Source organism: Vibrio sp. SCP2 (assembly GCF_059295395.1).
The window spans coordinates 1-512 of record NZ_JCAFVV010000031.1 but is presented as its reverse complement, the minus strand read 5'-3'; the positions used below and the strand labels follow the sequence as shown (position 1 = coordinate 512).

Annotated in this window: 1 rRNA gene; it reads left to right on the top strand. The window is 51.8% G+C overall.

Going from position 1 to position 512, the window contains the following annotated elements:
• Positions 1-512, top strand: a 23S ribosomal RNA gene (locus AC5O63_RS22405); the annotation flags it as partial.

Genomic DNA, 512 nt, shown 5'->3' with positions numbered 1-512 from the left:
TAGTCGAGTCGGCCTGCGCGGAAGATGTAACGGGGCTAAGCTATAAACCGAAGCTGCGGCAATGCATTTTATGTATTGGGTAGGGGAGCGTTCTGTAAGCCGTTGAAGGTGAGTTGTAAAGCTTGCTGGAGGTATCAGAAGTGCGAATGCTGACATGAGTAACGATAAAGGGGGTGAAAAACCTCCTCGCCGGAAGACCAAGGGTTCCTGTCCAACGTTAATCGGGGCAGGGTAAGTCGACCCCTAAGGCGAGGCCGAAAGGCGTAGTCGATGGGAAACGGGTTAATATTCCCGTACTTCTTACAATTGCGATGGGGGGACGGAGAAGGCTAGGTGGGCCTGGCGACGGTTGTCCAGGTTCAAGTGCGTAGGCTTGAGAGTTAGGTAAATCCGGCTCTCTTTAAGGCTGAGACACGATGTCGAGCTACTACGGTAGTGAAGTCATTGATGCCATGCTTCCAGGAAAAGCCTCTAAGCTTCAGATTGTAAGGAATCGTACCCCAAACCGACAC